The organism is Paracoccus zeaxanthinifaciens ATCC 21588 (assembly GCF_000420145.1).
Classification (GTDB): domain Bacteria; phylum Pseudomonadota; class Alphaproteobacteria; order Rhodobacterales; family Rhodobacteraceae; genus Paracoccus; species Paracoccus zeaxanthinifaciens.
The window spans coordinates 1-25,320 of the sequence record NZ_ATUJ01000020.1; the positions used below are offsets into that span (position 1 = coordinate 1).

Genomic DNA, 25,320 nt, shown 5'->3' on the forward strand with positions numbered 1-25,320 from the left:
GAGCAAAACACCCGATCCCATCCCGAACTCGGCCGTTAAGTGCCGTCGCGCCAATGGTACTGCGTCAAAAGACGTGGGAGAGTAGGTCACCGCCAGACCTGGAAAGAGACGACAATCTCTCTGATACGATGAAAACACCCGATCAGGACAAAAATGGCGCGGGGTAGAGCAGCCCGGTAGCTCGTCAGGCTCATAACCTGAAGGTCGCAGGTTCAAATCCTGCCCCCGCAACCAAAATAACAAAACCATACAAAAAACACGCCCCGCAAAAACGCGGGGCTTCTTGCGTTACAGATCACAGAAAAACACCAAGATGAAACATCCGACGGATCATCCGCGACGGGATGCCTCGGCCGAGCGCATCCGATACAGCATGCGAAGCATCGCGACCTGCGTCCCCAGATCAAAGCTGCTTCCCCGAAGATAACGGAAGATCCGGCTGTAGAGGTAGAAGTAGTCCGAGTGCAGCAGCAACTCGCGCAGTCTTCTTTCACGCCAAGCCACCCCATCGGCATGCAGCTGCGCCAGTCGAGAATCCTGCATCAATTCGCGGACCGAGGCGGCCAAATCCGCATCATGTCGCCCAATACTCACATCCTGGGCATCGTTCAGGTCGCGGTCCACCCAGTACTCCAAACCGATCCCCTGTTCGGAGTGGTTGGGTTTGCCGCGTGCCGATTTGACGATGAAGCTTTCGGCCGATCCGACCGCATAGTGGTTGATCTGCGCCAAACCGTATCTTCGTCCCGTCTTGGGTACCACGGTCCCGAGGACATTGGGAAGGATCGCGCCATTGTCGTCGACCCAGGTCATGCCGGTCTCTTCCGTGCCCTTGCGGGCCTTCGGTCGGTGTACGCCCAGCTTCAGGCGGTCCAGCGAAGTTCGATATAGCGCCTTGAACTGAACCGCGCGCCAAGGCCACACAAGCGCATCGGGCGCGCAGCGTGTGAACTGGCGCGTCATCAGCTCATCCTTGAACTGAATGATGCCGCCACTTCCGAACATCCGCCAGGACAGCAGGAAGCCATCTGCTTCCGGTCTTGCCGCGATCAGGTCGTCGACCTTGCCGGAGCCGACATGGATGTTCAGAAACTCGTCGCAATCGGCCACATACAGCCAGTCGGAATGCTTGACATAGGGGTGGTTCTCGGCGCGCTTCAATGCTGTCCATTGAACGGGCTTCTTGCCCCGGCGCGGGTTTGGCACATGCGCGACAAGACCCATTTCCTGCAATCGGTCCAAGATGGCGTCGGTGCCGTCCTCGCAGTCATTGCTGTAGGCAAGGATGTTGTCGAAACCGATCAGCCGGTGATAGGCGACCCATTCCAGAATGAACGGCGCCTCGTTCCGCATGGTCGTCACAACGGTCTTCATCATCTTCCGATCTGCAGGTTTTGGGGCCATCCATGGCACGCCATTCCGTGCAGGGAATGTGACTGTGGCTTCAGCGGGATACAACCGTCGAAATGTGCCAGAGGGTCACGCCGTGCGGCGCAGGCGGCCTATCTCCTCGGCCAAGTCCGTGCAAAGATCCCGCATCCGACCAGGGTCGGTCTCTCGCTGAGCCTGGATCTTCAACCCGAAGATATAGGTCTGAAGCCGCCGAGCGATGCGGGAAGGGTCGCTGCTCGTTGGGATCTCTCCCAGCTCGATGGCACGGGAGACCGCGCGGGTCAGAAGGCCCTCGATCCGGTCCAGATGTCCCAGGATCACCTCGCGCAATGCGTTCCCGGACGAAACCTCCAGCAACGACTTCACCAGCATGCACGCGGTCGAAGGGCGATCGCAGGGCGCGATGTCGGCCAGGTCGCGCAGATGCGATTGCAGCGCCGCGATGGGCGAGGGGGTCTCGTCGATCATCGTCTGCAGGTTCGCGGCCATGCGCGCGGCATAGCGGTCGATGGTCGCGTGGAACAGCGCCTCCTTGCTGTGGAAGGCGGCATAGATCGAACCGGGGCGCATCTGCAGCGCCTGCTCGAGATCCTTGAGCGATGTCGCGTGATACCCGTTGACCCAGAACAGGGTCATCGCGGCGTCCAGCGCCGTGTCGCGATCATATGATGCCGTGCGTGCCATGAACCATAGATACGCGCGGCAGCGAACGAAATGAAGGCCCTTGGAAAAATTCTTGAGCGATCGTTCAGATTGGGTCTTGAGCGTTCGTTCAAGAATACCCATCTTCGGTCCGTCAACACATGACCGCAAGGAATAGCACCATGACCAAGTTCGAGCGCTTCGACGAAACCAACGCCCCCGCGGAAGCCCTGCCGCTGATCGAGAAGTCCAAGAAGGCCTTCGGTCGCCTGCCGGGCCTGCATGCGGTCATGGCGGCATCGCCCGCGCTTCTGGACGGCTATCAGGTGCTGCACCGCCTGTTCGCCGAGGAAACCGCCTTCGACGCGGACGAGAAGACCGTCGTGTGGCAGACGATCAACGTCTATCACGAGTGCCATTACTGCGTTCCGGCCCATACCGGCATCGCCAAGGCGATGGGCGTCAGCGACGACATCTCGGACGCGCTCCGCGACGAGACCCCGCTGCCCAATGCCAAGCTGGAGGCCCTGCGCGATTTCGTCCTGATCATGCTGGACACGCGCGGCAACCCGAGCGAGGCGCAGATGCAGGCCTTCTTCGAGGCAGGCTATGAGCAGCGCCACTTGCTGGATATCATCTTGGGCATGGCGCAGAAGGTGATGAGCAACTTCACGAACCACGTGGCGGAAACGCCGGTGGATGCGCCGATGCAGAAATTCGCCTGGACGCCGAAGTCCAAGCGCTGATCGCAAGGACATCGCCAGGATCAGCAACGGGCGCCCCGATATGGGGCGCCCGTTCTCGTTCGTGCGCCGGGGACTCGACAAAAGCCGGTCCGACGGATTAATGAGAACAAATAGAGAACGGAAAGGGCGATGACGGAAGCTGCGGACAGGCGGATCGTAAGCATGTGGTTCCCGAGGCTGGCCTCGGACCGCATCCTGCGCGCGCATCCTGTCGAAGGTCCGTTCGCCGTCACCATCAAGCGCGACAATGCCGAGCGGATCCACTGCCTGAACGCCGCCGCCGAGGCCGAGGGTCTGAGCCGGGGCATGAGCTTTGCCGATGCGCGCGCCTTCTGTCCCCAACTGGTCAGCCGCCCCGCCGACTTCGAGGCCGAGGCCCGCTTCCTGTCCGCGCTGCGACGGCATGCGACGGGCTGGTGCCCCTGGGTCGGGCTGGACGGCGCGGATGGGCTGGTGCTGGATGCCACCGGATCGCTGCATCTGTGGGAGGGGGCCGAAGGGCTGCTGACCCGGATGCGGGACTGGGCGCAGGGGGCGGGGATCTGTCTGCAGACGGGGATCGCGCATTCGCGGGGGGCGGCATGGGGGCTGGCGCGTTTCGGAAGACCGGGTGATGCCTTGGCCGATCTGCCCATCGAGGCGTTGCGCCTGGATCATTCCGATGTCGTGGCCCTGCAGCGGCTGGGTCTGCGCGATGTCGCGGGGTTGCAGGCGATGCGGCGCGGGCCGCTGGCCCGCAGGCTGGGGCGGCAGGTGCTGATGCGGCTGGACCAGTTGACCGGCGACCTGCCCGAGCCGGTCGCGCCGCAGACCGAGCCGCCGCATTTCGGCACGCGCCTGACACTGCCGGACCCGATCGGGCTGCGCGACGATCTGCGCGCGGCCATCGCCCGCCTGCTGGGACCGCTCTGTGCCAAGCTGAAGGCCCACGAGATGGGCGCGCGGCAGCTGTCGGCGACCATGCGGCGCGTGGATCGCGGCAGCCAGCAGATCGCGCTGCGGCTGGCGGTTCCGATGCGCGACGAAGCGGCGATCCTGCCGCTGTTCGACCTGCGCCTGGACGAGGTGGATGCGGGGTTCGGGATCGACCAGGTGCGGCTGGTCGCAAGCCAGGTGGAACATCTGCCCGCGCGCCAGATCGGCGGCCTGGCCGAGGGGGGCGACAAGCTGGGGGTGCTGATCAGCCGTCTCGGCACGCGGCTCAGCCTTGGGTCGGTGCAGCATTTCGCGCAGGGCGACAGCCACGTGCCCGAGCGTGGCTTTGCGGTGCTGCCCGCAGGGTTGGAATGCGACGATGCTGGTGATGCGCCCCGGCCTGCCCGGCGTCCGCGTCCAGTGCGGCTGTTCGATCCCGAACCCGTCGAGGCGGATGGCTGCGTGCCCCCGCGCGGGTTCCTGTGGCGGGGCGCGCGGGTGGTGGCCGGGCATGCCGAAGGACCCGAGCGGCTGACGTACGAATGGTGGCGGGCGGATGCCCTGAGCAGGGTGGGCCTGCGCGATTATTGGCGGATCGAGACCGCCGATGGCCGCCGCCTGTGGCTGTTCCATGCGCCGCAACGGATGGAGTGGTTCGTCCAGGGCGAATTCGCATGACCGGCCCGCACCCCGAACCGGAGGCGGGGCCGCGCCCTGCGGGGCATCGAGCCCCGCCGGGCGCGCTCGGGGGCGGTGCCCCCTCGGGGGGCTATGCCGAACTGTGCGTCACGTCGAATTTCACGTTCCTGCAGGGCGCCTCGCATCCCGAGGAGCTGATCCTGCGCGCGGTCGAGCTGGGCCTTGCGGGCATCGCCATCACCGACCGCAATTCGCTGGCGGGCGTCGTGCGCGCCCATTCCGCGCTGAAGGCGCTGGCGAAGGAGGTCGCGGAAGGGCTGCGCGTGCGTTCGACCATCCGCATCGACACCTCGTCCCGGCAGGAGGTCGGCTGCGCAATGGACCTGCCGCGTCCCGTGGCGGAATGCCTGCCGCGCCTGATCGTGGGCAGCCGTCTGGTTCTGTGCGACTGTCCGGTCGAATGGGTCGCGCTGCCCACGGACATCGCCGCCTATCGCCGCCTGTCGCGGCTGCTGAGCATCGGCAAGCAGCGTGCCCCCAAGGGCGAGTGCCACCTGGACCTTGCCGATCTGGAGGAATGGTGCCGGGGCATCATCCTGATCGCCCTGCCGCCCCCAGATCTTGCATCCGCCGAAGGGTCTGTCCTGCGGATGCAGCGCCGCTTTCCGGGCAGCGTCTTCCTGGGGGCCGTGCCGCGCTATGACGGGTCGGACCGCGAATGGCTGGCGGCCTGCGCCGGGATGGCCCTCGCGACATCCGCCCCCATGGTCGCGGTGGGCGACGTGCTGATGCACCGGGCCGAGCGTCGCCGCCTGGCCGATGTGCTGACCTGCATGCGCCACGGCATCACCATCGACGAGATCGGCACCCGCGCCCTGCCCAATGCCGAACACCGCCTGAAGGGCGCACCCGACATGGCGCGGCTGTTCGTGGACTATCCCGCGGCGATGACCCAGACCCTGCGGATCATGGCGCGCTGCGATTTCGATCTTGGGCAGCTTGCCTACAACTATCCCGACGAGATCGCGCAGGACGAGACCCCGCAGGCGCGGCTGGAGAGGCTGGTCCGCCAGGGCATCGCCACCCGCTACCCGCAGGGACCGTCCCCCCGGGTCGAGGCGCTGGTCGAACGCGAGCTGGCGCTGGTCGAGGACCTGAACTATGCCGCCTATTTCCTGACCGTCCACGACATCGTGGCCGAGGCCCGCCGCAGGGGCATCCTGTGCCAGGGGCGCGGTTCGGCCGCCAATTCGATCATCTGCTATCTTCTGGGGATCACCGACGTGTCGCCCGACATGATCGGCATGGTGTTCGAACGCTTCATTTCGCGTCATCGAGGCGAGCCGCCCGATATCGACGTCGATTTCGAACACGAGCGTCGAGAGGAGATCATCCAGTGGATCTATGACCGCTATGGCCGCCACCGGGCGGGGCTGTGCGCGACGGTGATCCATTTCCGCAGCCGCGCCGCCATCCGCGAGGTGGGCAAGGTGATGGGCCTGTCCCAGGACGTGACCGCGCGGCTGTCGGGCGACATCTGGGGGCTGTCCAATGGCGGGGCCGACCCGGACCGCGTGCGCGCGCTGGGGCTGAACCCCGACGACCACCGCCTGTCGCTGACGCTGGGCCTGATCCGCCAGATCGTCGGGTTTCCGCGCCACCTGTCCCAGCATGTCGGCGGCTTCGTCATCACCCAGGACCGCCTGGACGAGATGTGCCCGATCGAGAATGCCGCGATGGAGGGGCGCACCGTCATCGAATGGGACAAGGACGACATCGACGCGCTGAACATCCTCAAGGTGGACGTGCTGTCGCTGGGGATGCTGACCTGCATCCGCAAGGGGTTCGACCTGCTGCGCCGTCACGGCGGCCCGGACCTGACCCTGCATTCCGTCCCGCAGGAGGACGCGCCCACCTACGGGATGCTGCAGCGCGCCGATGCGGTCGGCGTCTTCCAGGTGGAAAGCCGCGCGCAGATGAACTTCCTGCCGCGGATGAAGCCCGCGACCTTCTACGACCTGGTGATCGAGGTGGCCATCGTGCGCCCGGGTCCGATCCAGGGGGGGATGGTCAAGCCCTATATCCGCCGCAGGCAGGGGCTGGAGGCCCCCGAGCCCTTCGGCCCCGAACTGGAGAAGGTGACGGCCAAGACGCTGGGCGTGCCGCTGTTCCAGGAACAGGCCATGCAGATCGCGGTGGTCGGCGCGGGATATTCAGCGGAAGAGGCCGACCGCCTGCGCCGCTCGCTTGCGTCCTTCCGGCGCATGGGGACCATCGGCGAACATCGCGACCGCTTCGTGCAGGGGATGATCGGCAACGGATACCCCCGCGAGGTGGCCGAGCAGTGCTTCACCCAGATCGAGGGCTTTGCCGATTACGGCTTTCCCGAAAGCCACGCGGCGGCCTTCGCGATGCTGACCTATGTCTCGGCCTGGTTCAAATGCCACCATCCGGCGGTCTTCGCCTGCGCGCTGCTGAACTCGCAGCCGATGGGCTTCTATGCGCCCGCCCAGATCGTGCGCGACGTGCGCGAACACGGTATCGACGTGCGCCCGGTCTGCGTGAACCATTCGGACTGGGACTGTTCGCTGGAACCGCGCCCCGACGGGTCGCTGGCCCTGCGGCTGGGGTTCCGCCAGATCAAGGGCTTCCGCCACGAGGACGCGGACTGGATCGTCGCGGCGCGGGGCAACGGCTATCCCGACCCCGAAAGCGTGTGGCTGCGGGCGGGCACCGCGCCGCGCGTGCTGGAACGGCTGGCCGAGGCCGACGCCTTCGCGGGCATGGGCGTGGGGCGGCGCGACGCGCTGTGGCAGGTCCGGGCGATCAGCTCGCCCAGGCCCCTGCCGCTGTTTTCCGACCCCATGGACGGCGAAGGCATCCAAGAGCCCGAGACCATCCTGCCCCACATGCATCTGGGCGAGGAGGTGGTCGAGGATTACGTCTCGACCCGCCTGACCCTGCGCGCCCACCCGATGGAGCTGCTGCGCCCGCGCATCGCCGGGCTGACGCGCAACGACCTGCTGGGGCAGGGGCCTTTGCGCAGCGTCTCGGTCTGTGGGCTGGTCATCACCCGGCAGCGGCCCGGCACGGCATCGGGGGTGATCTTCCTGACGCTCGAGGACGAGACCGGCGTGTCGAACGTGGTCGTCTGGCCCAAGGTCTATGAACGCTTCCGCCGAGAGGTGATGGGCGGCCGCCTGCTGCGCGTCACGGGCCGCATCCAGCGCGAGGGGATCGTCGTCCACCTGATCGCGGACCGGATCGAGGACATGTCGGACCGGCTGGTCGAACTGGGCCACCCGCTGGAGGCGCAGGTGGGGCGCACGCTGCCGCAATCGGACGATGCGCCCCGCAAGGGGCAGGGAAAGGGTGCCCCCGCCATGCATCCCAGGGACCAGGCGCGACGCCTGTTCCCCAGTCGCGATTTTCACTGAAGGCGGCGCAGCGTGTGCATGATGCCGCGGATCTCGGCCAGGCCGCGAAGGCGCCCGATGGCGGGATATCCGGGCGCACCGCCCTGTCGGGTCAGGTCGTCCAGGATCTGGTGCCCGTGATCGGGGCGGAAGGGCAGCTCGACCCCGCGCGCCTTCTGGATGCGCAGCGCCTCGGAGACGATGGCGACCATGTCCACGTCGCCCTCCAGATGCGCGGCCTCGTGGAAGGACAGCCCGTCCTCTTCGCGCAGCGTCGCGCGCAGGTGCAGGAAATGGACCCGGTCGCCGTGCCGCGCCAGCATGGCGGGCAGGTCGTTGTCGGCCCGCACGCCATAGGAGCCGGTGCAGAAGGTGAACCCGTTCGCGTGGCTGTCGTCGATGCCCGCGATGAAGTCCATGTCCGCGGCGGTCGAGACGATGCGCGGCAGGCCGAACAGCGGGCGGGGCGGATCGTCGGGATGGATCGCCAGCACGACGCCCGCCTGTTTCGCGGCGGGCAGCACATGGCGCAGGAAGGCCGCAAGGTTTTCGCGCAGGCGGGCCGCGTCGATCCCGTCATAGGTCGCCAGCCGCTCGCGGAACTGGTCCAGGGTATAGCTTTCCTCGGACCCCGGAAGCCCGGCAAGGATGGTGCCGGTCAGCGCATCGCGGTCGATGCCGGGTGCGCGGCGGGCGGCCTCGGCCACGATCTCGGCGGGGTGCTCGGCATCCGCGCCGGGGCGTTCCAGCACATGAATGTCGAAGGCCGCGAAATCGGCGGCGTCGAAGCGCAGGCAGCGCGCCCCGTCCGGCAATTCGTGATCCAGCGAGGTCCGCGTCCAGTCCAGCACCGGCATGAAGTTGTAGCAGACCGTGCGGATGCCGCATTCGCCAAGGTTCAGCACCGATTGCGCCCAGGCATCGGCATGGGCCTGCCAGCCGGGGGCGGCGGTCTTGATATCCTCGTGGATCGGGATGCTTTCGACGACATCCCAGGTCAGGCCGGCTTCCTCGATCAGGCGCTTGCGTGCCATGATCTCGTCCACGGACCAGACGGCGCCGTTCGGCAGGTGGTGCAGCGCGGTCACGATGCCCGTCGCCCCTGCCTGCCGGATATCGGCCAACGTCACCGCATCGTTCGGCCCGAACCAACGCCAAGTCTGCTTCACTTCCAGTTCTCCGTAATCTTCAAAGCGCCTGCCGGGCGCGCGCGGTCGAGAATAGATACCCGTCGAAGGACGGATCGTCGGGATCGGACAATTGCATCAGCGTCGCGCTGACATTGCCGATATGGTCGCTCATGGCCTTGCGGGCGCGCTGGCTGTCGCGGGCGCGCAGGGCGTCCAGGATCTCCTGGTGGTCGTCCAGCCAGCGGCTGCGATAGGCGTGGTCGAAGATGCGGCTGTGCAGCTGCGCCCACATCCGGCTGCCCCGGCGGCGTTCCCACAGATCGGCGACCGTGCTGACCAGCACGCCGTTCTGCGTGGCCTCGGCGATCAGCAGGTGAAAGCGCTGGTCGCCCGAGTAATCGTCGCTGCCGGCCTCGATATTGCGGCGTTCCTGGTCCAGCGCATCGCGCATGGCGGTGATGTCGGCCTTGGTCACGGTGGCGGCGGCAAGGCCCGCGACGGCGCTTTCGATCACCATCCGCGCCTCCAGCAGCTCGAACGGGCCGATATCGTCGACGGCCACGGTCGTGCCCGAGGCCTGCTCCATCAGGTAGATGCCCGATCCCTGGCGGACCTGCACCAGCCCCTCGACCTCCAGCATGATGATCGCGTCGCGCACTAGGCTGCGCCCCACGTCAAGCCGCAGCGCGATCTGGCGTTCGGTCAGCAGGCGGTCGCCCGGGCGCAGCCCCTCGGCCCGGATCAGGTCGCGCAATTCGGCGGCGACATCCTGGTAGCGGCGTTGCTGCGATCCGCTCATGCCTTGCCCTCGGCCCGGCGGGAATAGAAATCGGCAAGGATGCCGAAGGCCTGCTTGCGCGTGGTCTTGTCGGCGGCGATCAGCCCCTTGCGGTTCCAGCCGCGCTGGAAGATACCCTGCCGCCGCTCGGTCCGGAAATCATAGAGGATCCAGGGCGACATCCCCTTGACGTAATCCAGCTTGGACAGCGTGGCGATCTGCTTGCGATAGATCTCGGCCTGGTAGGCCTCGGAGAACAGACCGGTCTTCGGCCCCTGCGGCGTGATGTCGGCATCGGCGCCGGTCTCGGAGATCACCACGGGGCGGTCGGGGTCGGAATTGCGGCCGATCTTTTCCAGATCGTCGAAGTCCTCGTCGTACCAGCCGTAATATTCGTTGATCCCGATGATATCGAGATGCTCGGCCAGCCTGTCCTCGATCTTCAGCGTGTTGTGGTTGATCAGGCAGGCCGCCGCGATCAGGCGGGTCGGGTCCATCCTGCGGGCCAGCGCCGCAAGGTCGGACATGAAGTCCAGCCGCGCGTCGGTATCGGGGTTCTCGTTGCCCACCGACCAGATGACGACCGATGCGCGGTTGCGGTCGCGGCGGACCAGTTCGGCCAGCTGGTTGCGTGCATCGGCCTGCGTGGCCGGATTGGCAAAGTCGATCGCCCAATAGACCGGGATCTCTGCCCAGATCAGGATGCCGCGTTCATCCGCCATGCGCGAGGCATCCTCGTGATGGGGATAATGCGCCAGCCGCATGAAGTTGCAGTTCAGCGCCTTGGCGTGGTCGAAGCGGCGGGTCAGGTCGGCGTGGTTCGTGACCTTGCCCAGCTTCTCGTCATCCTCGTGCACCGCGATGCCGCGCAGCCAGATCGGGCTGCCGTTCAGCAGGATCTCGGTCCCGCGGCGTTCGATCTGGCGGAAACCCACGCGGTCGGTCACCCGGTCGGGGCCCGCGGTCAGTTCGACATCGTACAGATGCGGGTCGTCGGTGGACCACAGATGCGGTTCGGCCGGGATCTCGACCACGGCGCGGCCATCCGTCAGCGGGATCGTCCGGTCGATCAGGCCGTCGATGCGCAGATGCGCCTCGGTCGCGCCCTCGACCTCGATCTCGGCGCGGATCAGGTCGTAGCGACCCGGCGCCAGAGTCACGAACAGGTCGCGGATGACGGTGCGCGGGGTTTGGTACAGCGACACCTCGCGGTAGATGCCGCCATAGTTGAACCAGTCGGTGTTCTGCATCGGCAGGCGGTCGGGGCGGCGGCGGTTGTCCACGAACAGCATCAACCAGTTGCGGCCCTCGCGGACGTGATCCGTCAGTTCGACGAAGAACGGGGTCGAGGCCCCCAGGTGGTTGCCCAGGTATTCGCCGTTCAGGAACACCTTGCAGTCATAGCTGGCGGCCCCGACGCGCAGGAACAGCCGACCGTCGGGATCGGGTTCGATATCCAGCGGGCGCGTGTACCACGACCCGCCCTCGAAGAAGTACCAGCGGTCCTGAAGCATCTGCCAGTTGGACGGGACGGGCACGGTCTCGCCCATATGGGGGTCGTAATCCCAGGGCTCGATCCGGTCGGCGGGATCGCCGGGCTGCATGGCGAACCATTTCTGGCGCAGCCCAGTATCCAGCAGGTCGACGCAGAAGTTCCAGTCCCCGTCCAGCGACCGCGCCTTGCGCCCGCCGGTGAAGATCATGCCCTGCGCCGTCAGATCGCGCCGGTCGAAGGCGCGATCATAGGCTTCGTCATGCAGGGCCGCCAAGGCGTTTTCGGCCAGATCCGAACGTTCGAGCATGGCGTCCCCGTCCCCTTACTGCGCCGAGGCGCGGATCTGTTCGATCAGACCGGCCAGTTCGGGATTGGCCTCTTCGGCCTCCTGGTACATCGGCTGCACGGCCTCGATGAAGGGGGCCTTGTCCACCTCGTGGATTTCCACGCCCATCTCGGCCTGCGCCTCTTCGATGGCGGCGTCGGATGCCAGCTTCCAGGCTTCGGTATGCGACAGCATCGAGTTGTGCGCGGCGGTGGCCAGGGCCTCCTGCTCCTCGGCGCTCAGCCCGTCCCATGCGCAGTTCGAGATGAACACGACCGAGGGGATCAGCGTGTGCTCGTCCAGCGAGAAGTGCTTGGCGACCTCGCCGTGGCGGGCGGTGGTCAGCGCGGTCGGGTTGTTCTCGGCCCCGTCCACGACGCCCTGCTGCAGCGCGGAATACAGCTCGCCCCAGCCGATGGGGGTGGGGTTGCCGCCCAGCAGTTCGACCATGCGCACCGCCGAGGGGCTGGGCTGGACGCGGATCTTCATGCCCTCCAGGTCGGCGGGCGAATTGATCGCCTTGTTGGTATAGAAGGACCGCGCGCCCTCGGTATAATACGCCAGCCCGCGGATGCCGTTCTCGATGCCGGAATCAAGGATCTGCTTGCCGATATCGCCCGCGATCACCTGGTTGAAGTGATCCTCGCTTGCGAACATGTAGGGCAGGTTGAAGACGGCATAGGACGGCACGAAGGCCTCCAGTTCCGCCGCGTTCGACCGCGCCATGTCCAGCGAGCAGTTCTGCACCTGCTCGGTGGATTCGCGCTGGGTGCCCAGCTGGCCGTTGGCATAGATGCGGATCTTCAGATCGCCGCCGGTGGCCTCCTCGACCTCGTCGGCCATCTTCTGCATCGACAGGTGGACGGGGTGATCCTCGGGGTTGTTGTGGTTCAGGCGCAGCGTCTTGGCCTGCGCGGCGGCGGTCATGGTCAGCAGTGCAAGCGCGGTGCCCGCGGCAAGCTTGGTCGCGATCTTCATCCCTATCCCTCCCGATAAGATGCGTGGCGGCCAAGCCGCCGGAAATCTGGTGCCGCGATTTGATCCGCCAATCCGCGTTCTTGTCAACCAGTTTGATAAATTGGTTGACCACTTTGACCCGGGGCGTCATCTTCCCGTCAAATCAGGAACCCTGCGGGAGGAGCGCGCAGCATGACCTACGGAACCCTTCGCCACCCGAGGCCGGCATGAGGCGGGCCGCGGACATGCTGCTGCGTGGCGGCATCATCACGGCCTTCGCGGTGCTGCTGGCCTGTGTCAGCTGGCAGGTGATCAGCCGCTATGTGCTGGGGACGCCCTCGACCGTCACGGACGAGCTGGCGCGCTTCATCTTCATGTGGCTGGCGCTGGTCGGCGGGGCCTTCACCTACGGGCAGGGGCGCCACCTGGCGATCGACTTCCTGCCCATGTCCGTCGAGGGGCGCAAGCGCCAGGCGACCGAGGCCGCCATCACCCTGCTGATCGCCGCCTTCGCGGTGATCGTGATGATCTGGGGCGGATCGCAGCTGGTCGCGAAGACGCTGGCATCAGGGCAGATCTCGCCCGCGCTGCGCCTGCCGATGGGTTGGGTCTATGGCGCGGTGCCGGTCGCGGGGGCGATCGTCACGGCCTATGCGGCGGGCAACCTGCTGCGCATCGCGCAGGGCGAACAGATCCTGAAGCCCGCCGATGAAATCTCGGTCGAGATGGCCGAACCCGAGGAGAGCAAGCGATGAATTCCGCCGCAATCGTCCTGTTCGGCAGCTTTGCCGCGATGATGGTGCTGGGCGTGCCCATCGCCTTTTCCATCGGCATTTCCGCCGCGCTGACCTTCCTGCTGTTCATGTCGCTGGACCAGACGATCTTCATCGTGGCCCAGCAGATGGTGTCGGGGCTGGACAGCTTCACCCTGCTGGCGATCCCGTTCTTCATCCTTGCGGGCAACATCATGAACCGCGGCGGCATCGCCCTGCGCCTGATCGAGTTCGCCAAGGTCCTCGGCGGTCGCCTGCCGGGCGCGCTGGCGCATTGCAACGTCATCGCGAACATGATGTTCGGCGCGATCTCGGGCTCGGCGGTCGCATCGGCCGCGGCCGTGGGCGGCGTCATGGCGCCGCTGCAGCGCAAGGAGGGCTACGATCCGGCCTATTCGGCGGCGGTCAACATCGCCTCCAGCCCGACGGGCCTGCTGATCCCGCCCTCGACCACGCTGATCGTCTTCTCGCTGATCACCGGGGGGACCTCGATCTCGGCGCTGTTCGTGGCGGGTTACCTGCCGGGCATCCTGCTGGGCCTGTCGCTGATGGTCGTCGCGGGCATCATCGCCAAGAAGCGCGGATACCCGCTGGCCCCGCGCCCCAGCATGGCCGAGGTCCGTCACCGCACGCTGGACGCGATCCTGCCGCTGGGGCTGATCGTGGTCATCATGGGCGGCATCATCGCGGGCATCTTCACCGCGACCGAGGCATCCGCCGTCGCGGTCCTCTATTCGCTGTTCCTGGCGCTGGTGTGGTACCGGGAACTGAAGCTGTCGGACCTGCCGCGCATCTTCCTGGAAAGCGCGATCACCACGACCATCGTGCTGCTGATGATCGGGACATCCATCGCGATGTCGCGGGCCATGGCCTACGGCGACATTCCCTTCGCGCTGTCGGACTGGCTGCTGGCGCTGTCGGACAATCCGATCGTGATCCTGCTGATCATCAACGCGGCGCTGCTGGTCGTCGGCACCTTCATGGACATGACCCCCGCGCTGCTGATCTTCACGCCGATCTTCTATCCGGTGGTGCAGGATCTGGGCATGGACCCGGTCCATTTCGGCATCATGATGACGCTGAACCTGTCCATCGGCATCTGCACGCCGCCGGTGGGGTCGGCGCTGTTCGTCGGCTGCTCGGTCGCGGGCGTGCCGATCCAGCGGGTGATCCGCCCGATGCTGCCGCTCTATGCCGCGATGATCGTCCTTCTGCTGGCGGTGACCTTCATCCCCGAAATCAGCCTGACGCTGCCGCGCTGGCTTGTAAGCTACGGTTAAGATCATGAAGACCCTCAAGGACTGGACCCTGCAGGGGCGCGACGGCGCCTGTGTCACCCTGCTGACCGATGGCGGCCGCCGGATGCGCATCGCCGTGCTGGACCGCGACCTGATCCGCGTGTCGCTGACGGGGCAGGACGGCTGGCGGCTGGACCGAAGCTGGTCGGTGGCCCCCGATGGCGACGTGCCGTTCGAGGGACGTTCGCGCGACGATCTGTCGGGCTTTGCCTGCCCCGATTTCGACCTGTCGGACACGGAGCTGGGGCTGGTGATCGACACCGGCACGCTGCGGCTGCAGGTGCTGCGCCCGCTGCAACTGGTCTGGCAGGCGAAGGTCGGGGACGAGTGGCGCGTATTCGCCGCCGACCGCACGACCGGTGCCTACATGGCCGGTGTCCGCGACCATGCCCACAGCCATTTCCTGCGCCGCAACGCGGGCGAGCTGGTCTATGGCCTGGGCGAGAAGTCGGGCGACCTGGAACGCTCGGGTCGCCGGTTCGAGATGCGCAACCTCGACGCGATGGGCTATGACGCCGAACGCACCGATCCGCTGTACAAGCACATCCCCGTCACGCTGACCCGCACGCCGGATGCGGGGTCGTTCTCGGTCTTCTACGACAACCTTGCCTGCTGCTGGTTCGATCTGGGGAACGAGCTGGACAACTACCACGCCCCCTATCGCGCCTATCGGGCCGAGGACGGGGACCTGGATTATTACATGGCCTGGTCGCCCGATCTGGCGGGGCTGACGCGCAGGCAGGCATGGCTGACGGGCGGCACCGCCTTCATGCCGCGTTGGGCGCTTGGATATTCCGGGTCGACCATGAGCTATACCGACGCGCCGGACGCGCAGGCGCAGGTGCAGGGGTTCCTCGACCGGATCACCGAGCACGCGCTGCCCTGCGACAGCTTCCAGATGTCGTCGGGCTATACCTCGATCGGGCCGAAGCGCTATGTCTTCAACTGGAACACCGACAAGTTCCCCGACATCGACGCGATGACCGCGCGCTTCGCGGATGCGGACCTGCACCTGATCGCCAACATCAAGCCCTGCATGCTGCACGATCACCCGCGTTATGCCGAAGCTGCCTCGGCGGGCCTGTTCATCCGCGACAGCGAGGCCGACCGCCCCGAGATCTCGGTCTTCTGGGACGACGAGGGGTCGCATCTGGACTTCACCAACCCCGCGACCATCGACTGGTGGAAATCCAACGTGACCACCCAGCTGCTGGAGCACGGCATCGGGTCCACCTGGAACGACAACAACGAATACGAGATCTGGGACCGCGCCGCGCAATGCCACGGCTTCGGCGACCCGATCGACGTCGCGCTGATCCGCCCGCTGCAGCCTGTGCTGATGACGCGGGCCTCGCGCGATGCCCAGGCCGAACATGCGCCGCATCTGCGCCCTTACCTGATCAGCCGTTCGGGCGCGCCGGGGATCCAGCGCTACGCCCAGACCTGGACGGGCGACAACCGCACCGACTGGAAGACGCTGCGCTACAACAACCGCATGGGGCTGGGCCTGTCCATGTCGGGGATCTTCAACATCGGCCATGACGTGGGTGGCTTCTCGGGGCCGCGCCCGGGGCCGGAACTGTTCCTGCGTTGGGTCCAGAACGGCATCTTCCATCCGCGCTTCACCATCCACAGCTGGAACGACGACGCGACCGTCAACGAGCCCTGGATGTATCCCGAGATCCTGCCCCATATCCGCGCGGCGCTGGCGCTGCGGGGGCAGCTGCTCCCCTATCTGTACACGCTGACATGGCAGGCCGCGCAGGACCACCAGCCGATCCTGCGCCCGACCGTGGCCGAGTTCGAGGCCGATCCCGCCTGCCGCGCGGAATGCGACGAGTTCATGCTGGGCCGCGACCTGCTGGTCGCCACCGTGATCGAGGAAGGCGCCGCGACCCGCAGCCTGTACCTGCCTGACAATGGCAGCGGCTGGTGGGATTTCCACACCGGAACGTTCCACACGGGCGGCCGGGTGATCGAACAGCCCGTCGATCTGGGCAGCATGCCGCTGTTCGTGCGTGCCGGTGCCGCGCTGCCCCTGTCCCGGGGCTGCGCCCGCGCCAAGCCGGAGGCCGACACGACCCGCCGCATCGCGCTGTTCCCCGCGCCGGGCGATTTCAGCGACCGGACGATGCTGTACGAGGATGACGGCGTCTCGGCCGACGCGCTGGCGGGCAACAACTGCCGCCTGCTGATCGAGACCCGCGCCGATGCGGATGTGATCGACGTGACGATCACCGCCCGCGGCCCGTTCCGTCCCTTCTGGCCCGCGCTGGACCTGTCGTTGCCCGATGCCGAAACCCGCCCCCTGCGCGTGAACGGCCAGCCCGTCACCCGCATCGCGTTCGAGGATATCCCCCATGCAGATTGAGACCCTCGCCCCCGCGCATGACCGTCAGGACCTGCGCCCGCGCATCCTGCATATCGGCTTCGGCGCCTTCGCCCGCGCGCATCAGCTGGTCTATCTGGACCAGGTGCTGGCGGATGGCGGCGATTGGGGCGTCATCGCCTGCCGCCTGAACTCGGGCGTCGAGGATCTGGACGCGCTGGACGCGGCGGACGGCATCTATCACGTGCTGGAGGCCGACGATCAGGGCATCGTGGCGCGGCCTGTCGGCGCGGTGGTGGGATCGCTCCACCCGGTGCGCGACGGGATCGCGGCGGTGACGGGGCGGATCGCGGATCCGGCGCTGGCGATCATATCCCTGACCATCACCGAAAAGGGTTACGCGCTGAAGGGCGATGGCCTCGACGCCGATCACGCGGGCATCAAGGCCGATCTGGCAAATCCCGACGCACCCCGGACCGCCATCGGCGTCATCGTCGCGGGCCTGCGCGCGCGCCGCGATGCGGGGCAGGGCGGGCTGACCGTGATGTCCTGCGACAACCTTCCGCATAACGGGCGGCTGGCCCGCGCCGCCGTGCTGGACTATGCGCGGCTTCTGGATGCCGATCTGGCCGGTTGGATCGAGGGGAATGTCCGCTTTCCGGCCACGATGGTCGATCGCATCGTGCCCGCGCTGAACGACAAGGCGCTGGCCCTGATCGAGCAGGCCACGGGCCGCGCCGATCCGAACAGCATCCTGACCGAACCCTTCCGCCAATGGGTGATCGAGGACGACTTTGCCGCAGGCCGCCCCGCATTCGAGGATGCCGGCGCGCAGATGGTCCAGGACGTCGCCCCGTTCGAGGAGATGAAGCTGCGGATGCTGAACGGCAGCCACACCTTCCTGGCCTGCCTGGGCCAGCTTGCGGGATGCGAGACGGTATCGGACTGCATGGACGATCCGGTGCTGCGCGATGCCGCCCGCCGCCTGATGCTGACCGAGCAGGCCCCGACGCTGCGCCCGCTGCCGGGCGTGGACATCGCGGATTACGCCGATCAGCTGATCGCGCGCTTCGGCAACAGCACGCTGCAGCACCGCACCGCCCAGATCGCCACCGATACCAGCGCCAAGCTGCCGCAGCGCCTTGTCGCGCCCGCCGCAGCGCATCTGGCGGCGGATCGCGACTGGCCGCTGACCGCGCTGGCCATCGCGGGCTGGATGCGGCTGGTCCGCCAGACCGTCGATGGTGGCGGCAAGCCCGCCGACCCGATGGCCGACAGGCTGGCGCAGGTGGTCGCGGACACGCAGGATGGCGGCGATTACGTCACCGCGATGCTGGCGCTGACGCAGGTCTTTCCGGTGGAGCTGGCCGCCGATCCGCGTTTTGCCGCGCCCATCGCCAGCGCCTATCTGAACATCGTGCGGACCGGTGCCCGGACCGCCATCGCCAACGCCATGGGGGCAGCATGACCGAATTCCTGGGGCCCGACTTCCTGCTGGACACGCCCGCAGCACAACGCATGTATCACGATGTCGCGGCCGACCTGCCCATCGTGGATTACCACAACCACCTTCCCCCGGCCGAGATCGCGCAGGACCACCACTGGGACAATCTGGGCCAGCTGTGGCTGGCGCATGACCACTACAAATGGCGTGTCATGCGGTGGGCCGGCATCCCCGAGGATCTGTGCACCGGTCCCGCGACCGACCGCCAGAAATTCGACGCCTTCGCCCGCGCCATGCCCGCGCTGGTGATGAACCCCGTGCACCACTGGTCGCATCTGGAGCTGTGGCGCTTCTTCGGGCTGGACGGCACCGTCCTGTCGCCTGATACCGCCGACCGGGTCTGGGATGTCGCGAATGCGGCGCTGCCGGGGTCGGATTTCGGCGCGCGCGGTCTGCTGCGGCAGATGAAGGTGCGCTTTGTCGGGACGACCGACGATCCGCTGGACGACCTGGCCCATCACCGCGCGATGCAGGGCGATCCCGACCTTGTCGTCGCGCCCAGCTTCCGCCCCGATGCGGCCTTCAAGGTCGAGGATGAGGGCTTTGCCCCGTGGATCGCGCGGCTGGCCGAACTGACGGGGATCCGGATCGACGGCTTCGCGCCGCTTCTGCAGGCGCTGATCCAGCGGCTGGACGTCTTCGTCGATCATGGCTGCCGCGCCGCCGATCACGGCATCGAGCGGCTGGAGGCCGGCCCCGAATGGTCCGAGGATCAGCTGACCGCCGCGTTGAACCGTCGCCTTGCGGGCGAGGCTCCGACCCCGGACGAGGCTGCCGCCCTCCGCTCGGCCCTGTTCGTCGGGCTGGGGCGCGCCTATGCCGAGCGCGGCATCGTCATGCAGCTGCATCTTGCGCCCCTGCGCAACAACCGCCAGCGCCTGCTGGACCGCGTGGGCCGCGATGCGGGTGCGGACGGGATGAACGACTTTGCCATCGCGCAGCCGCTGAACGCGCTCTTGGACCGGCTGGACCGGACCGATCAGCTGCCGGACATGGTGCTCTATTCGGTGAATCCCGCGCATAATGCGGTGCTGGCGACGACGGCGGGCAATTTCCAGGACGGATCGCGCCCCGGCAAGGTGCAGGTCGGCACCGCGTGGTGGTTCAACGACCAGCTGGACGGGATGGAGCGTCAGATGACCGATCTTGCGCAGATGGGCCTGATCTCGACCTTCCTGGGGATGCTGACCGACAGCCGGTCCTTCCTGTCCTTCACCCGGCACGAATATTTCCGCCGCCTGCTGTGCCGGATGCTGGGACGGCAGGTGCAGGACGGGCTGCTGCCGAACGATCCCGTTGCGCTGGACAGGCTGGTCTACGACATCTGCTGGGGGAACGCCGCGCGCCGCTTCCTGCCCGCCGACCGTCAGGACGCCTGAGCCGACCCTTGGCGCAGGGCGGGACCGCCCGCCTTGCGCCAAGGGTTGCCTGGGTGGGCGCATCCCGGCATGGATGCCGCCGATCACGCCGCGCATGGCCTGCCGCAACTCGGCCCCGCGGTCCGCACGGGCTGATCGTCCGTTCGGGGAAGCGGCGCATTCGGCGTGAAGGCCATCCAATCCCCCCATGCGCAATGCGCGTTCCATGTTCATCGACCTGCACGAGAAGCAGATCGGCGACGGTCCCGAATGGATGGCGCGGCAGGTCTACCTGAATCTCGGGAACTTCCTGCTGGGGCTGGCCGCGATGGGGATCGACGCCACCCCGATGGAGGGCGTGGACACCGCGATCCTCGACCGCGAATTCGGCCTGACCGAGAAGGGTTATGCCAGCCTGTTCGTCGTGCCGATCGGCTATTCCGACCCCGAGGGCGATTACAACGCGGCGCTGCCGAAATCGCGCCTGTCGGAACGGGCGATCATCACCGAGGTCTGATCCGTCAGGCTTCGTTTCGGGGGAAGGGGGCGGCCTGTGCCGTCCCCTTTTCCTCATCCGCGAAGGGCAGCCTCGGTCGCCTCGCGGATGTCGCGCAGGGGGTGGCGCACCTGCGGGGGCATCGGGTCGGTGCGTCCGGCGGGACCGTATCCCCATTCGGCCAGCGCCGCGCGATGCGCGGGCGACAGATCGCCATAGGCGTAATCGCCGTTCCCGTCGCGGACGGCCTCGGCGCCTCGCGCGGGCGGGATGCCCAGGAAGGCCGCCAAAGCGTCGCGATGGGCGTCGGGCCGGGCCACCAGATCCTCGTATCGCAGGACCATGACGGCATGCAGATGCGCTAGGTCCTGCGCGACCTGAAGGTGCGCGTCGATCCAGTGGCCGATCATCCGGTCCTGCGGCATGTCCACCCATTTCGACACCGCTGCGGCCACGGCCTGCGGATGGCGCATCACCACCACGAATTGCGACAACGGGAACAGCTGCTGATAGAGCCGCATCCGCGTCAGGTTCACGGGCGACTTCTCGACCCGCCACGCCCCCTCATCGAACCAGGGCGCCCAGTCCGCCTCGAGCCGCTGGCGCGTGGCAAGGCTGTCATGGGCGCAGCCCTCGGTCAGGTGCTGGGCGGGATCGGTCGCGAAATGCATGGGGCGGCCATGCTGCGCGGTATGCGCGATGGCGCCCTGCAGGTACACGCCCTCGTTCTCGGGGACGGGGGCGTTGCGGATCGCGCCGACGCCCGGCAGCCCCGCGACGATCCGCGCCACCAGCGAAGTCCCCGAGCGGTGCAGCCCGCCCACGAAAACATAGCGATGCGAAAGCCCCTTGGCGGTCATTCTGCGATACCTCGACTGATCTAAATTAGCCCGCCTGCGGGGAACCGGGAACGGTGCGGATTTCGTTGTCTGCAAACTGGGAAGACCACCCCGAAACCTACAGACCAAGGCGGAAAAGTCCATGCGAATCATGCATGTCGCACTTGGCGGCTGCCTGAAGGCGCCGCCGGTCAGCTATGGCGTGACCGAAGATACCGGCGGCCATATCGCCTATGTGCTGGGCGCGGCCCTGGCGCAGGCGCGGCGGCCCGAAACCCGCGAGGTGACCATCGTCACCCGCGCCTTCTCCGACCCCCGTCTGGACCCCGTCCATTCCGCCCTGCACGAAGATGTCGCCCCCCGTTGCCGCATCCTGCGACTGCGGACCGGCAACAGCGGCTATCTTGCCAAGGAGGCGCTCGAGGCCGAGCTGCCGGCCCTGCAGGACGCCTTTCTGCGGATGCTGCGCCAGGGCGATCTGCCGGACGTGATCCACGCGCATTTCGCCGATGCCGCCGTCCTGGCCCGCGCCGCTGCGGCCGAGTTCGGGATCCCCTGGCTCTATTCCTCTCACTCTCTGGCGCTGGACAAGTGCCGCGCGCAGGGCGGCAGCCCCGATGCTGCCACCGCCCGCCGGATCGAGCGGGAAGCAGCTGCGATCCGCGATGCCGATGCGATCATCGCCTCGTCCCGGGACGAGGCCGAATGCCAGATCCCCGCCTATGACCCGACGGCCGAGGGGCGCGTGCATCGCGTCGGTCCCGGCATCACCGCGCCGCGCTGCGACGACCTGGATCCCGCGCGCCGCCTGATCGCGCCCTTTCTGCGCGACATGGCCAAGCCCATCCTGCTGGCCGTCGCGCGGCCCATCGCCAAGAAGAACCTTGCCGCGCTGATCCGCGCCTATGCGGGCGATGCGGCGCTGCAGGACCGTGCGAACCTGGTGATCGTGGCGGGTCTGCGCGACGGGCTGGCGGGCGGTTGCCCCGAACAGGACCGCATCATGGCCGAGATGTTCGACCTGATCGACCGGCACGACCTGTGGGGCCGCGTGGCGCTGCCGCGCAGGCATACGCATGCGGATGTGGCATCCCTCTATGCGCTGGCGGCGCGGGGCGGGGTCTTCGTGAACCCGGCCCTGCACGAGCCCTTCGGCCTGACCCTGATCGAGGCCGCACAGGCGGGCGTGCCGCTGGTCGCGACGCGCAATGGCGGTGCCGCCGATATCGTCGCAAGCCTTGGCGCGGGTGCGCTGGTCGATCCGCTGGACCCGGGCGCGATCGCCTCGGGTATCCGGGCGATGCTGGACGACCGGCAGGGCGCCGCCCATGCGGCTGCGCGTGCGCGCAGGATATACAGCTGGGATCGGTGGGCCGATGCGGTGCAGAGGATCATGGTCGGTCTGCGGGACAGGGCCCCGGCGGTCCGCGATCCGCGCGCGATGCTGGCCAGCGATATCGACGGGACGCTGACCGGATGCCGCGACGGGGCCGCGCGCTTTGCCGACTGGGCCGCGGGTCGCGATGCGGGCATGGTGCTTGCGGTCGCGACCGGGCGTTCGATCTGCGAGGCGCGGCGCGTGTTGCGGCTGTGGGATCTGCCGCGCCCGGACGTGATGATCACCTCGGTCGGGACCGAGATCTGGCGGTGGGACGACGGCGCGACGTTGCGCCCCTGTGCCGATTATGCGCGGCTGATCGGCGCGGATTGGCGGCGCGAGGCGATCGTCGAGGCACTGCGCCCCTTGGGCATCGCGCGTCAGCCGGGGCATGACCAGCGGGCATTCAAGCTGTCCTTCTTCGGCAATGCCGCCGACCGCGACCGCATCGAGCAAAGGCTTATGACGGCGGGCCTGCCCGCGCGGGTGATCCTGTCGCATGACCGGCTGATCGATGTTTTGCCCGCCCGTGCGGGCAAGGCCGCCGCCATCCGCTTCGAGGCCGCGCGGCTGGGCATCGACCCGCGATCCTGCATCGTCGCGGGGGACAGCGGGAACGACCTGGACATGCTGCAGGACTTCGCGCAGGCGATCATTCCCGCCAATGCCTCGGCCGAGCTGGACGGCGTGACGGACGCGCTGCGAAGCCCGCTGCCCCATGCGGACGGGGTGCTGGACGGGCTGGAGCGCCTGGGCCACCTGCACCCCCTGATGATGGCGGCCGAGTGACACCATGACGCGACCCATCGGATATTTCGTCCACCACCAGGGCCGAGGCCACGCGGAACGCTGCGCGGCCATCGTCAACGCCCTGCCGCAGGAACGCCCCGTGACGGTCTTCTGCGCCCGCGACGACATCTTCCCGCCCCTGCGCGACGGCGTGACGATCAGCCGGATCCCCAGCCTGTTCGAGGCCCCGTCGGATGCCCCCGCGACCGACTGGATCGCGACGCCCGACACGCTGCATTGCGCGCCGGTGGGCTGGTCCTCGATCCGGCAGGCGACGGCCACGATGGCGGGCTGGTTCCACCAGGCCGATCCCGCCCTGATGATCTGCGATGTCAGCGCCGAGATCGCGCAGCTTGCGCGGATCTGTTCGGTCCCGCATGTCAAGATCGTGCAGCATGGCGACCGGTCCGATCCGGGGCACATGGCGGCCTATCGCGGGGCGGCGGGACTGCTGGCGCCGTTCCACGCCGATCTTGCGCAGCCCGACTGGCCGGACTGGATGGCGCGCGCGACCTTCCATGCGCCGGGCCTTGGCGTGCACCAGGCGATTCCGGACGGCGCGGTCGCGCGCCGGCGGCTGGGCATCGCGCCCGACAGGCAGGTGGCGGTCGTCATCGGCGGCGGTGGCGGGAACGGTTGGGCCGACGCGCCCTTCGGCGTCGCGGCCCGCAGCCACCCCGAAATGGACTGGATCGTGATCGGCAAGATCCAGCGCGACTGGCACGCGACGCTGCCCGCGAACCTGCACCTGGCCGACTGGGTGGACAACCCGCTGGATTATCTGGCTGCGGCGGACGTGGTCGTATCCTCGACCGGGAACACGACCTGCCAGCAGGTGCTGGCGGCGGGCAAGCCCTGGATCGCCGTGCCGGAATGGCGCTATTTCGACGAACAGGTGCTGAAGGCGCAGGCGCTTGGGCGTGCGGGTACGGCGCTGCACCTGCCGCAGCTGCCCGCCTCGGCCCATCGCTGGCGCGAGGCGCTGTGCGCGGCCCGCGACATGCACGACCCCGATCTGCAGCGCCGGTTGGCGGGGCAGGGCGCCGCCCAGGCGACCGCCCGCTGGATCGAGGAACTGATCCCCCGCATCTGGGGGACCTCCGCCCCCGAAATCCCGACAGGAAAGGAAGCATCCCATGCCCACCGTATCAGCCCTGACCATCGCGGCGGGCCGCGCCGAGCATCTGGCGAACGTCATCCGGGGCTTTGACGCCCAATCCACGCTGCCGGACGAGCTGATCGTCGCGGTGATGCAGCCCGAACCCTATGCCGACCTGCCCGAGACGGGCTTTCCCGTGCGACAGATCATGGTGCCGCCCGTCGATGGCCAGCTGCCCTTGGCCGCGGCCCGCAACGCCGCCGCCGCCGCCGCCAGCGGCGAGGTGCTGGTCTTCGTCGACGTGGACTGCATTCCCGGCCCAGAACTGGTCGCGGAATACGCCGCCGTCGCCCGTCCGGGGCAGGGGCTGGTCATGGGCGAGGTGCTGTACCTTCCCGACCAGGCCGAGAATGGCGGCATCAACTATGCGCTGTTCGACCACCTGGGCGTGCGCCATTCCGACCGGCAGGCACCGCCCCCGCAGGGTCTGCGCCTGTGCGAGGATTACCGCTGCTTCTGGTCGCTGAACTTCGCCATCCACCGGCAGGACTGGGATCGCGCGGGCGGCTTCGACGAGGGCTATCTGGGCTATGGTGGCGAGGATACGGATTTCGGGCGCATCCTGGACGACCGCGGCATCGGGATCTGGTGGATGAAGGGCGCGCGGGTCTATCACCAGTATCATCCGCATTGCATGCCGCCGATCCACCAGGTGCCGTCGGTGATCCGGAACGCGGAATACTTCGCCTCGAAATGGGGGCACCGCACGATGGAGCACTGGCTGCACGCGTTCCGCCTGCTGGGCCTGATCGAGAACACCCCCGAGGGGCTGCGCGTCCTGCGCGAACCCGACCAGCGCGACTTTGCGCTGTGCCGCCAGGAACCGCACATGCCCTATGCCAATACGCGCCGCGTGCTGGACCGCATCCAGGGCATCGCCGATGCCGAACGCGCCGATCCGGCCCGCGTCGCGCAGGTCGAGCTGGCGCAGGCCGACATGCTGACGGCACGGGCGGGCTGAT

At 67.6% G+C, this 25,320-nt stretch carries 19 protein-coding genes, 1 tRNA gene and 1 rRNA gene; 14 read left to right on the forward strand and 7 right to left on the reverse strand.

Annotation, left to right across the window (positions count from 1 at the left end; all coding sequences use genetic code 11):
• Positions 1-98 (forward strand): 5S ribosomal RNA (gene rrf / locus F804_RS0114435); the annotation flags it as partial.
• Between the two features lie 59 nt (positions 99-157).
• Positions 158-234 (forward strand) — tRNA-Met (locus F804_RS0114440).
• A gap of 96 nt (positions 235-330) precedes the next feature.
• Here the strand turns inward: F804_RS0114440 and F804_RS16630 are convergent.
• A complete protein-coding gene (locus F804_RS16630; protein WP_022708461.1) occupies positions 331-1,377 on the reverse strand; it encodes a glycosyltransferase family 2 protein in 1,047 nt (348 codons plus the stop codon).
• 102 nt (positions 1,378-1,479) lie between these two features.
• The gene (locus tag F804_RS0114450) at positions 1,480-2,076 is read right to left on the reverse strand and encodes a TetR/AcrR family transcriptional regulator (protein ID WP_022708462.1); all 597 of its coding nucleotides are present in this window, start codon (positions 2,074-2,076) and stop codon (positions 1,480-1,482) included.
• Between the two features lie 140 nt (positions 2,077-2,216).
• On the opposite strand from F804_RS0114450, the gene F804_RS0114455 reads away from it, so the two are divergent.
• The 3 genes from F804_RS0114455 (at position 2,217) to F804_RS0114465 (ending at position 7,771) form a co-directional block, all read left to right on the forward strand.
• Positions 2,217-2,780 (forward strand): carboxymuconolactone decarboxylase family protein, encoded by a 564-nt coding sequence (locus tag F804_RS0114455; protein ID WP_022708463.1) that lies wholly within the window; start codon positions 2,217-2,219, stop codon positions 2,778-2,780.
• A 129-nt stretch (positions 2,781-2,909) separates the two neighbouring features.
• A complete protein-coding gene (locus F804_RS0114460; protein WP_028726028.1) occupies positions 2,910-4,373 on the forward strand; it encodes a Y-family DNA polymerase in 1,464 nt (487 codons plus the stop codon).
• Positions 4,370-7,771 (forward strand): error-prone DNA polymerase, encoded by a 3,402-nt coding sequence (locus F804_RS0114465; RefSeq protein ID WP_022708465.1) that lies wholly within the window; start codon positions 4,370-4,372, stop codon positions 7,769-7,771. Before F804_RS0114460 ends, F804_RS0114465 begins: the two co-directional genes overlap by 4 nt.
• Here the strand turns inward: F804_RS0114465 and uxuA are convergent.
• From uxuA to F804_RS0114485, 4 genes are read right to left on the reverse strand one after another with little or no spacing between them, the layout of a single operon-like run.
• Positions 7,765-8,919, reverse strand: coding sequence for a mannonate dehydratase (gene uxuA / locus F804_RS0114470; protein ID WP_022708466.1), 1,155 nt, complete (start codon positions 8,917-8,919; stop codon positions 7,765-7,767). The genes F804_RS0114465 and uxuA overlap by 7 nt on opposite strands.
• Before the next feature lie 19 nt (positions 8,920-8,938).
• On the reverse strand, positions 8,939-9,679 hold the full coding sequence (locus F804_RS0114475) for an FCD domain-containing protein (RefSeq protein ID WP_022708467.1): 741 nt from the start codon (positions 9,677-9,679) through the stop codon (positions 8,939-8,941).
• Entirely contained in the window at positions 9,676-11,460 is a 1,785-nt protein-coding gene (locus F804_RS0114480; protein ID WP_022708468.1) for a glycoside hydrolase family 2 protein, read from the reverse strand. The genes F804_RS0114475 and F804_RS0114480 overlap by 4 nt, the downstream gene beginning before the upstream one ends.
• A gap of 15 nt (positions 11,461-11,475) precedes the next feature.
• Entirely contained in the window at positions 11,476-12,456 is a 981-nt protein-coding gene (locus F804_RS0114485) for a TRAP transporter substrate-binding protein (RefSeq protein WP_022708469.1), read from the reverse strand.
• Positions 12,457-12,662: 206 nt separating this feature from the next.
• On the opposite strand from F804_RS0114485, the gene F804_RS16635 reads away from it, so the two are divergent.
• The 6 genes from F804_RS16635 to F804_RS16645 all read left to right on the forward strand — a co-directional run bounded on the left by F804_RS16635 (position 12,663) and on the right by F804_RS16645 (position 20,214).
• The gene (locus F804_RS16635) at positions 12,663-13,190 is read left to right on the forward strand and encodes a TRAP transporter small permease (protein ID WP_022708470.1); all 528 of its coding nucleotides are present in this window, start codon (positions 12,663-12,665) and stop codon (positions 13,188-13,190) included.
• Positions 13,187-14,488 carry a TRAP transporter large permease gene (locus tag F804_RS0114495; protein WP_022708471.1) on the forward strand — a complete coding sequence of 434 codons (1,302 nt, stop codon included), beginning with the start codon at positions 13,187-13,189 and terminating at the stop codon, positions 14,486-14,488. Before F804_RS16635 ends, F804_RS0114495 begins: the two co-directional genes overlap by 4 nt.
• Before the next feature lie 4 nt (positions 14,489-14,492).
• Positions 14,493-16,877: a glycoside hydrolase family 31 protein gene (locus tag F804_RS16640; protein WP_022708472.1), complete on the forward strand. Its 2,385-nt coding sequence runs from the start codon at positions 14,493-14,495 to the stop codon at positions 16,875-16,877.
• Positions 16,867-18,303, forward strand: coding sequence for a mannitol dehydrogenase family protein (locus tag F804_RS0114505; RefSeq protein WP_022708473.1), 1,437 nt, complete (start codon positions 16,867-16,869; stop codon positions 18,301-18,303). Before F804_RS16640 ends, F804_RS0114505 begins: the two co-directional genes overlap by 11 nt.
• A complete protein-coding gene (uxaC, locus tag F804_RS0114510) occupies positions 18,300-19,718 on the forward strand; it encodes a glucuronate isomerase (protein ID WP_022708474.1) in 1,419 nt (472 codons plus the stop codon). The genes F804_RS0114505 and uxaC overlap by 4 nt, the downstream gene beginning before the upstream one ends.
• Before the next feature lie 205 nt (positions 19,719-19,923).
• Entirely contained in the window at positions 19,924-20,214 is a 291-nt protein-coding gene (locus tag F804_RS16645; protein WP_245540370.1) for a nitroreductase family protein, read from the forward strand.
• A 53-nt stretch (positions 20,215-20,267) separates the two neighbouring features.
• Here the strand turns inward: F804_RS16645 and F804_RS0114520 are convergent, their stop codons facing one another.
• Positions 20,268-21,053, reverse strand: coding sequence for a sulfotransferase family protein (locus F804_RS0114520; RefSeq protein ID WP_022708476.1), 786 nt, complete (start codon positions 21,051-21,053; stop codon positions 20,268-20,270).
• A 130-nt stretch (positions 21,054-21,183) separates the two neighbouring features.
• Between F804_RS0114520 and F804_RS0114525 the strand changes: the two genes are divergently transcribed.
• The 3 genes from F804_RS0114525 to F804_RS0114535 are packed head-to-tail and all read left to right on the forward strand — an operon-like array spanning position 21,184 to position 25,319.
• On the forward strand, positions 21,184-23,199 hold the full coding sequence (locus F804_RS0114525; RefSeq protein WP_245540371.1) for an HAD-IIB family hydrolase: 2,016 nt from the start codon (positions 21,184-21,186) through the stop codon (positions 23,197-23,199).
• 4 nt (positions 23,200-23,203) lie between these two features.
• A complete protein-coding gene (locus F804_RS16650; RefSeq protein ID WP_022708478.1) occupies positions 23,204-24,409 on the forward strand; it encodes a glycosyltransferase in 1,206 nt (401 codons plus the stop codon).
• Positions 24,336-25,319 (forward strand): glycosyltransferase family 2 protein, encoded by a 984-nt coding sequence (locus tag F804_RS0114535; RefSeq protein ID WP_028726033.1) that lies wholly within the window; start codon positions 24,336-24,338, stop codon positions 25,317-25,319. Before F804_RS16650 ends, F804_RS0114535 begins: the two co-directional genes overlap by 74 nt.
• The last annotated feature ends 1 nt before the right edge of the window (position 25,320 follow it).